We start from the raw sequence: 10,190 nt of genomic DNA on the forward strand, positions 1-10,190 counted from the left end.
CATCCTTTTTAATTTTAATTATTTTTATTTAATTCTTTTTTTATTATTAAAGATATTATAAGCACAGAAATTATTAATGTTGGTATTAATGCATAAAGTAATATATTTGTTTTATTTATATTTTCTACTTTATTATTATTTTTACCTTTTAAATCAAATTTTTCATTAGATTTCACATCATCTTTTTCTGATAATTTATCATCTTTTTTATATTTTTTTTCTGAATTATCTAAATTTTCAGTTTTTTTAGACAAATTTTCATCCTTAATTAAATCTTGATTTTTTATTATATAAGCATTATTATCCCTATTATCCTTATTTTCAATTACAGAAACATTTTTTTCACTAGTATCCATATTTTCGATTACAGAAACATTTTTTTCACTAATGTCTAGATTTTCTTCTATAGAACTATCATTAGAACTAGAATCAACATTTTTATTTTTCAAAACATCTTCTAAATTGTTGTCTTCAACTTTTGTAGACTGATTTTTATTAGACATATCAACTTTATCATTTTCATGATTTGAATTATCTGTATTAGTTTTATTAATTTCTTCAGTTGATTTGTTCATAAATAAAATTTTAACCATTACAGGATCATGATCAGATGCTCTTCCATGTTCTTCCATAAATAATGAATTTATGTGTATCATATCAAATTTAATATTATTTTTAATATTTTTTGAAACTAATATATGATCCAAAGTTTGACTTACTCCTCTAAAGAAGAATGAAAATCTATCATCATTTGGATGTGAATCAACTAAATTTATTAAATCATCTCCCGCAATAGTTTTTAATGTCTTAGAATTTTCATAATCGTTAAAATCTCCTGTAACAACAACTTTTAATTCTGGATTATCTTTTAATTTTTCAGATATATAGTTATTTATTACTTGTGCTAATTTCACTCTTTTAATTTCCGTTTTAAATAATGGTGGTTGCTTTGATCCAAATAATGCATCATCTCCAATTTTAGAATTCAAATGATTTGCAACTACCATAATTTTTTCATTCTTAAAAATAAAATTTGCAACTAGTGATTTTCTAACACCATTAAATAATGGATTATTTTTTCCAATTGATTCTACATTTTCAAATTGAACTCTATCAGGATTATAGATTAAACCAATACGTATATTTCCACCTGGCTGTCCGCCATCTTTATTATTTTCAGGATCTACATCAACATATTCATATTTAAGATCATTTTTAATTTTTGATATTGCATCCGTCAATCTCTTACCACTCTTTTTAGCAGAAACATTTCCTTCATTTTTTGGACCATCATCATCTTGAACTTCTAATAAAGTTATGATATCTGGTGCATTTAAATCATTTATGATAGAATTTGCTATTTTTTGCACTTTATCTTCCGATGTACTTCCGTCACCATTATCTAGTGCTGTAAAGTTTTCAACATTATATGTTGCAATATTTAAAGAATTATCTTCCTTTACAATATCGGTTTTATCATAAACTTTAATACCTTCTTTGATTTTAATTTCTTGAGAAGGAACGTATATTTTATAATCTCCAAAATTATATGTTACAGGTCCAGTAATATAATTTGATATTTCATCTCCTGCTTTTACTTTAATTTCTTTATCTGTTAATACACCAATAATATTTGGATTATTTCTTTCGTTTAAGTTGTAACCACCTAATTTATTTAATGTTTCATCAGTGTTGTGTGGTAGTAAATATATTTGTTTAGATAATTGCGGACCAACAACTTTAGCCTGATTTAACTTAACAATCATTCCTTCTTTAGATTCCCAAAAATCTATCGAATCTTCTTTTGGATCAAATTTCATAAATCTATCATTATCTATATATTTTGAAGGTATACTATCTTTATCAATTTCATAAATATTAAAATCATTATTTTCTGAAATTTTTGTTGTTTTTAAAGCATTAATTTGAGTTATGGATAAATCACTTTTATATTTTGAACCATATCCATCTCCAAATATTTCTCTTACTCTTCCTTCAAGTTCTATTTTATCTCCAACATTTAATTTATGATTTCTATAATTTACGTAAATACCATCTGATGTTTTATCATTTCCATCCGGATTTATATCTTGAATATAAAATGAGTTTTCACTATCAATAAATGTTACTACAACATCTTTTAATTTTACATACCTTTGTTCTAAATTAGATTTGTGTGATAAACCTTGCACTTGCCCGATTTTATAATAATCATTCAGTTTAACATTATTGGATATAATTTGTATATTTTCCTTATCAACAGGTAACAACTCTGCTATTCCATTTTTATAGCTTAAAACTCCTGTTATATTTACTTTATATCCTTCTTTTAGCCTTTTTATTAATTCAGAATATTTTTCGCCAACTCTATTATCATAATTAATTTTAATAGAATTATTATTTTCATCAAAAGCTAAAAATCTAGATGATCCATAAGAATTGGATTCTTCTATATATCTAACTAATAAATTTTCAAGTTTAACAAGAGTGTATGGATTTTCTTCTGGAATATTTTCAATGTTTACTACTTTAGGATTAATTTTTTCAGATTTAATTTTATCAAAAATATTTACATTTTTTAATTCCAATAATCCAAAATAATTATCAAGAGTTCCCTTTAATATTACTTTATATCCAGGCAATAGATTTATTCTATATTCATTATTTACATAAATTCCATAACCTTCATCATCTTGTATATAAAATCCATTTTTACCAAATATTCCAGATTTAGAGATTACTGTACCTTCTATTTTATATATTTTATCTAATTCTGAACTAAATAATTTTTTTATAGGAGTTATTTCATCACTATCCTTTGGAATGTTGTATTCATTTACATTTTCAACATTATCATTTAATTTTAATTGAACAATAACCGGGTCATGATCTGATGCTCTTCCACTTTCTTCCATAAACATAGAGTTTATATGGACCATATCAAATTTTGCATCATTTACCAATTTATTTGAAACTAAAATATGATCTAGCGTTTGACTATTTCCATTATGGAAATATGAAAATCTATCACTTACATCATAATTTTTAACTAAGTTTGTTAAAATACTTCCTTCTAATATTTTTAATGTATTTGAAAATTCAAAATCATTAAAATCGCCTGTTAATACAACATTTAATTTTGGATCGATTATTTTTTTATCAACAACATATTTGTATATTATTTGAGCTAATTTTTCTCTCTTTGGTTCTGAACCATTTACTGGTGGCTGATTTTTACCAAATTGAGGTTCATCTCCCCTCTTTGAATTTAAATGGTTTGCAATAACCAATACTTTTTTACCATTAAAAGTGAAATTAGCTGCTAATGATTTTCTTACATCTTCAAACTCAAAATTCGATTCACCTATTTTTTCAATGTTGTCAAAAGTTACTCTATTTGGATTATATAAAAATCCAACTCTAATATTTGAGCCTTTTTCTCCACCATCCATATTATTTGAAGGCTCTAAATCTTTATACTCATATACTATATTGCTTACTTTTTTTATTTCTTTTATTAATTCTTCGGCATTTTCTTTTGCACTTACTACAGCATCATCTGATTTACCACTATCATCTTGCATCTCAACAAGTGAGATAATATCTGGATTTTTAAGATTATCTTTTATTGAATTTGCTATTTTTTCAACTTTGTCATGAGATGTATTTCCACTTTTTGGTGCAAAGTTTTGTATATTATATGATGCAATTGTTAGTAAATCATTCTTTGATTCTATATGCGTAACTTCTCTATTTAGATTATTATTTTTTATAACATTACTTAGTTTGTCCCTATTATCTAATGGTACATATATTTTATATGCTCCATAAGCATAAGTTAATGGACCAGTATAATCAGAAATGTAATCTCCAGAATTTACCTTTATATTTCCATAATTATCCTTTTTATCAACACTATTTGATTTCACATATAATCCTATAATATCTGGATTACCATATTCTGTAAGATTTATACCGTGCATTTTATTATATCTAGTTGCAGTTTTATCAAGACTTACAAATATTTCCCCTTTATTCATCGGGCCTAAAGTTTTAGCATCTTTTATATTTACAAGCATGCTTTCTTTGGATTCCCAAAAATTTATATAATCTTCATATGACTTTTTATTCTTTGTTTTTTCTGAAATAGAATTTAATAAATCTTGAGTAATAATAATAGGTTCTGGTAATTTAGATTCTATTTTTTTAATTTTAAAATCAGTAACATTTATTTTTGTTATTGTTAAATCTGTATATTTTTTTTCTTGATATCCATCTCCAAATTCTTCAGAAACATATCCTTCTAATTCTAAAACTTTACCTGGTTTAATTTCTTTATCTTTTGATTTTACATTTATTAAAATACCATCAGAAGTTTTTTCATTTTTATCATCTTCTATATCTTGTACATAAAAATTATTTTGATTATGTATTGCTGTAACAACAACATTTTGAACTTTTACTTTTTTCCCTTCAAATGGAGATGTTAAACCTTCCCCCTGAATATCTCCTACTTTTACATAGTTATATACTTCTTTTCCATCTATCATTAAATGTTCATCTTCAAAAGGCATTATTTGATATGTGTTATTAAATTTTGATAATATTCCTGTAACATTTATTTTTGACCCATCAGAAATATTATTAAAACTAATATTAGAATTTTTATTTATAAGAATTGCAGCTTGATTTTCATCTTGCTTTATATTAATTAAAAATGCAAAGCCTAAATCTCTTGAATCTAAAACAACAGCATCTTTTACATTTATTAAATTAGATATATAATCATTATTAATTTCATTAATTTTTAACTCATTTGAAACAAATTTATTTTCACTAGTAGTATTCTTATCAACAAAGACTTGCTCAATATTTTCTAGCTGAATTACATCATTATTTTTATTTATATAACCTGTAATATAAATATAATCTCCATATTTTACATTTAAATTTAAATAACTTTGTACAAAAATAGCCTTATTATTTTCATCTCTAATTGCAAAACTATGATATCCAAATGCACCTGGTCTTGAAATTACATATCCTTTAGTTGTAATTCTATATCCTAAGTCTTCTTTAAGTGCATCTGAAATACTTATAACTTTTAAGTTTTTAATTTTATCTTGTAAAGTTTCTTTTTTAGTTTTAGATGTATCTTTAAACTTACTTTCTGTTTTTTTCTTATTTTTTGATTTTTCTTTACTTGTTTTTTTACTTTTTATACTGTTGTCTAAATTATCTATGTCTTGAATATTTTCTTTATCTTTAGAGATATTTTCATCTTGTAAATTTTTTTCTTCTTTAATATTTTTATCATCAAGAACTTCTTCATTTTCTTTTTTTACATTATCAGTTGATTCTTTTATTTTTTCTTTATCAACGTGTGATGTATTATCTAAATTTTCATCAACTGTTTCTACTGGAGTAATGGACTTTATACTTTTTAATCCAGATGTATTAAAATATCCTTTTTTAGTCCCCTCAATAATTACAAGTTTACCTTTATTATTTTCATAACTATTTGAATATTTTTTTTCAAATGTACTATCATATTCAACTGGAATACCAGTTTTATGGAGATTTTCTAAATTATCACTTAACTCAAAATTTGTAACCTTTCGAGTTTTACTTCTAGTTTTTTTCCAAGGTTCTCCTATATATCCTTTTACTTTTACTGTTTCTCCATCTCTAACATCTGTCTTAAATTTCTCAACACTGTAAATTACACTATTATCTTCTTTAGCGTAAATTACTATAGGAACGGCTGTCTGCACTAAAAAAGAGAAAATAAGCAATATAACAGCAAATTTTCTCCTTAATTGTAGTTCTTTTTTCATTGGTGTCCTCCCAAAATATTTTTTACAATCATATTCTACCAGTAATTATCAACACATACAAATAAAATTTTATACATTAACCTAAGCTAGGTTTTATACATATTTTATTCAATTTTTTTCAATTATATTTTGTGTATTCGTGATATATATGCATATATTTTTATTTTTACACTTCATAACATATTTGATAATATATATAAGTACATTTAAAGAAGTTATTATGAAAAATAGACAAGAATTCAATTCATCAATTGATATGATTTTAGCTACTACTGGATCAGCAGTTGTTGCAGGAAATATATGGAGATTTTCTTATGTTGCTGGAAAATCAGTTAGTGGAGCATTTTTAATTTTTTATTTATTTATGATATTTTTAATTGGAATGCCACTAATGATTTCTGAAATCGCAATAGGAAGAAAAGGACAAAAAGATGCAAAAAATAGCTTTAAACAAATATATCCAAATAAAAATGGTATCATGTAAATACTAACATCTTATATTATACTAGGGTATTATATTGTAGTTTGTGGGGGCACTAAAATACTATGTAACTTATCTATTCAATGATTTTCTAATCAATCAACAAATGAAATTTCTATTTATTTTACTAACTTTATTCAAAATCCAATTGAACCAATAATTTACACATTAATTATTTTATTTTTTACAGCTTTAGTAGTTTCAAAAGGAGTAAATAAAGTAATAGAAAAAGCATCAAATATTGTAATGCCAATTCTATTTATTTTACTATTAGTACTAGCTATAAAATCATTAACATTAAAAGATTCATATAAAGGTGTAGAATTTTTATTTAAAACAGAGTTTAAAACATTTTTTGATAACAAATCTGCAGTTTTATATGCAATTGGCCATAGCTTTTTCTCATTGAGTATTGTAATGGCAATTATGATAACATATGGATCATATGTTGACAAAAAAGAAAACTTATTTTCCTCAGTATTTAAGGTAGCAGTTTTAGACACATTAGTTGCTGTGATTTCAGGGTTAATTATATTTCCTGCAGTATTTTCTTTTGGACTAGAACCTTCAGAAAGTGCTGGATTAGTATTTGTATCTTTACCAAATATCTTTAATTCAATGATTGGTGGACAATTTTTTGGAGCAATATTCTTTCTATTGTTCACTTTCGCAGGATTAACAAGCACAATATCAGTTTTAGAGACATCCGTTTCATATTTAATAGATGATAAAAATATTAATAGAGTAAAATCAACAATATTATCTTCAATTGGTATATTTATTATATCAATTATTTCTAGTTTATCACTTGGAAATTTAGGCTCTACAATAAATAGTGTTGGTGCATAAAATTCACCTTCACTACTTTTGCTCTATGGGTATTTAACAAAGAACCATTAAATTCTAAGCATCATTTTTAGTTATTAAATATTTGTAAATTATAATTAAAACTAGTCCAATAACAGAAGTCATAATTATAGATCCACCTGGTTTAAATTTTAAATAAAAAGCACCAGTTAATCCTAAGAAGAAATAAACCATGCCTAATAAAATTGAAATTATAACTGTTTGCTTATAATTTTTAGCAATTAACATAGCTGTTGCAACAGGTAAAACCATTAGTGATGAGATAATTAAAATCCCAACTATTCTTGCTGAAAGTGCAATTGTAATTGCCAATAGCAATGTAAATAAATAATTATTTTGTTTAACTTTAACACCTGATAATCTAGCGCTAGTTGGATCAACAGAAATAAACATTAAACCATAATAAGTATAAATAAATACTCCAATTACAATAATTGAAACCGAAAATATAATTATAATGTCAGAAATAGTTATCGCAATTATTGAACCAAATAAAAAAGATTCAAAATTTTGTGCAGCAACTATAAAATCTGATAATATAGAAGCTAAACCAATACCAAAACTCATTATAATTGCTGTTGCCATATCTCCATTTTTAGGGAATTTATTTCTAAGTGCCTCTATTGAAAATGCTGCTAAAACACTTATAACTATTCCCCCTATTATAGGATTAAATCCAAGTAATATTCCTAAAAAAAGTCCACTTAGAGTCGTATGTGATAAAGCGTCCCCTATTGTCGATGTTTTTCTGTTTACAACTACTGTTCCTATCAAAGGAATTATAATTGAAATGAAAAATCCAACTAAAAATGCTCTTTGCATAAATACATAACTAAACATATTCTCTTATCTCTTTCTCTTTTAATACTAACTTTCTATCTATTAATTTATCTGAAAACTCTAGTTCATGTGTAACTAAAATTATAGTAATATTATGAAATTTATGCAAATGATCGATTAATTCATAAAATACTTTTTTACTTTCAGCATCTACTCCAACTGTTGGTTCATCAAAAATTAATAATTCCGGACTATGAACCATCGCTTTTGCAATCATTACTCTTTGCTTTTGCCCACCACTTAATTCATTAAAATTTTTATCAGCTAAATGTTCAATTTTAAAAGAATGTAAAACTTCTTCAACTAATGTCAAATGCTTCTTTTTAGGCAAATTAAATAAATTAAAATCATAATAAAAATTTAATAGAATCATTTCTCTTACAGAAATAGGAAAATTAGTTATATTATTTCTATCCACTTGAGGTACATATCCTATTTTATTCCATTCGTTAAACGTATTTAATTCTGTATTAAAAATTTTTACACTTCCAGTATAATTTTTTAACTCACCAATTAAAATTTTTAGTAATGTCGACTTTCCACTACCATTATTCCCCATTAAACAAATAAATCCATTTTCTGCAATATTAAAATTTATATTTCGTAAAACTTCAGTTTTTTCATAACTAAAATTTAAATTATTTATTTCTATTATATTCATATAAACCTACATCTATTAATTTTTTTGTATTTCAAATGAATCTGCTAAATTTTTATAATTCATCCTCATTAAACTAATATAATCATCCCCATTATCAACATCTTCTTGTGTAATTACTTCTAATGTTGAAATTGGTTTAACGTCTCCACCTATTTCATTGGCAATAGCCTTAGCAATTTTATCACTCTTTTTATATTCATAAAATACTGTTGAAATATTATTTTTTTTCATCTCTTCAACAATTTCCTTCATCCTTGCAGCATTTGGTTCAGATACAGAATTAATACCTTCTATAGCTAGTTGATTTAGAACCCCACCTGTTAAATAATTAAATGCAGCATGTGGAGCAACAAATGATTTTCCCTTATACTTTGCAAGTAACTCTTCTTGTTCTTTAATTAATTTTAAAAATTCTTCATTGTATTTATTATAATTATCTTCATAATATTTTTTATTTTTTGGATCTAATTCAACAAATTTATCCTTAATTTTTTTTAACATTTTTATTGTATAACTAGGGTTCATCCATGTATGAGGATCATATTCAGTATTTTTATCATTTTCATTTTTACCAGTTGCATTAGCATCTGAAACCTTAATCAAATCCATACCTTTGGAAAGGTCTAAAACCTTCAAATCCGTTTGACTTTCAATTACTTGATCTGCCCAACCTTCAAATCCTGCACCATTGATAATTAAAAGGTCAGAATTATGTATATCTTGCATATCTTGAATATTTGGTTCGTAAGAATGTGCATCCCCTGTTTGTGTTAAATTTCTTAATTCTATTTTATCTCCCCCGATTTTTTTTGCAAAATCATATGGAGGGAAAAATGATGCTACAACTTTTAATTTTTTTTCTCCAGCTTTATTATTATTGTTTCCAGCACAACCTGTTAAAGCAATTGAAAATACTAATATTAATGCTAAAATTAATTTTTTCATATTAAACTCCCTCTCTCATTAAATGAGAATTATTATCATTAAAATTATAACTTATAATTGAAAAATGTCAAATATATAGTATAATCAATATGAGGTGATTTAATGGATATATTAAAAAATCATGGCTTAAAGACAACAAAAACAAGAGCATCAATATTAGAATTATTAGAAAAAAATTCGCCTTTAAGCGCTGAACAAATTTATGAAAATTTAAAAAATGAAAAAATTAAAATTTCTTCTATTTATAGAAATTTATCTACTTTTTTAGAAGAGGGATTAATTTTAAAGTCAGTCGGTATGGATAACATTTCCTACTATCAACTAAATTCAATTCATCATAAACATCAACTAATTTGTACAAATTGTAAAAAGACAATAATTATAGATGATTGTCCAATTCATAAGATTGAGCACGATTTAGAAAAAAATACCGGATTTAAAATTACATCACATAGTTTTGAATTTTCAGGTATATGTAAAGAATGTCAAAATGATATAAAATAAAAAACAAAGGTATTGTTTTAAACTTTTAAGAGTTAATAACAATACCTTTTTTATA

The 10,190-nt window shown here is 24.5% G+C and carries 7 protein-coding genes; 3 read left to right on the plus strand and 4 right to left on the minus strand.

The genetic code is table 11. The annotated features are described in order from the left end of the window. Nucleotides 1-14: 14 nt before the first annotated feature. On the minus strand, nt 15-5,837 hold the full coding sequence (locus ABGF48_RS05780) for an endonuclease/exonuclease/phosphatase family protein (RefSeq protein ID WP_408105391.1): 5,823 nt from the start codon (nt 5,835-5,837) through the stop codon (nt 15-17). A gap of 220 nt (nt 5,838-6,057) precedes the next feature. On the opposite strand from ABGF48_RS05780, the gene ABGF48_RS05785 reads away from it, so the two are divergent. Continuing rightward, nucleotides 6,058-6,321, plus strand: a complete 264-nt coding sequence (locus tag ABGF48_RS05785) for a hypothetical protein (RefSeq protein ID WP_408105392.1) — start codon at nt 6,058-6,060, stop codon at nt 6,319-6,321. Nucleotides 6,322-6,474: 153 nt separating this feature from the next. Further along, on the plus strand, nt 6,475-7,167 hold the full coding sequence (locus tag ABGF48_RS05790) for a sodium-dependent transporter (RefSeq protein WP_408105397.1): 693 nt from the start codon (nt 6,475-6,477) through the stop codon (nt 7,165-7,167). Between the two features lie 54 nt (nt 7,168-7,221). Here ABGF48_RS05790 and ABGF48_RS05795 read toward each other — a convergent pair whose 3' ends face one another. Genes ABGF48_RS05795 through ABGF48_RS05805 form a run of 3 tightly spaced genes read right to left on the minus strand, consistent with a single transcriptional unit; the run spans nt 7,222 to nt 9,631 of the window. Beyond that, the gene (locus tag ABGF48_RS05795) at nt 7,222-8,025 is read right to left on the minus strand and encodes a metal ABC transporter permease (RefSeq protein WP_408105393.1); all 804 of its coding nucleotides are present in this window, start codon (nt 8,023-8,025) and stop codon (nt 7,222-7,224) included. Next, nucleotides 8,018-8,686: a metal ABC transporter ATP-binding protein gene (locus ABGF48_RS05800; protein WP_408105394.1), complete on the minus strand. Its 669-nt coding sequence runs from the start codon at nt 8,684-8,686 to the stop codon at nt 8,018-8,020. Before ABGF48_RS05800 ends, ABGF48_RS05795 begins: the two co-directional genes overlap by 8 nt. A gap of 15 nt (nt 8,687-8,701) precedes the next feature. Continuing rightward, nucleotides 8,702-9,631: a metal ABC transporter substrate-binding protein gene (locus ABGF48_RS05805; RefSeq protein ID WP_408105395.1), complete on the minus strand. Its 930-nt coding sequence runs from the start codon at nt 9,629-9,631 to the stop codon at nt 8,702-8,704. Between the two features lie 102 nt (nt 9,632-9,733). On the opposite strand from ABGF48_RS05805, the gene ABGF48_RS05810 reads away from it, so the two are divergent. Further along, complete coding sequence (locus ABGF48_RS05810) at nt 9,734-10,135, plus strand: Fur family transcriptional regulator (RefSeq protein WP_408105396.1); 402 nt, start codon at nt 9,734-9,736, stop codon at nt 10,133-10,135. Nucleotides 10,136-10,190 lie beyond the last annotated feature (55 nt).

The sequence above is a fragment of the Helcococcus bovis genome (genome assembly GCF_046035835.1).
Lineage (GTDB): Bacteria > Bacillota > Clostridia > Tissierellales > Peptoniphilaceae > Helcococcus > Helcococcus bovis.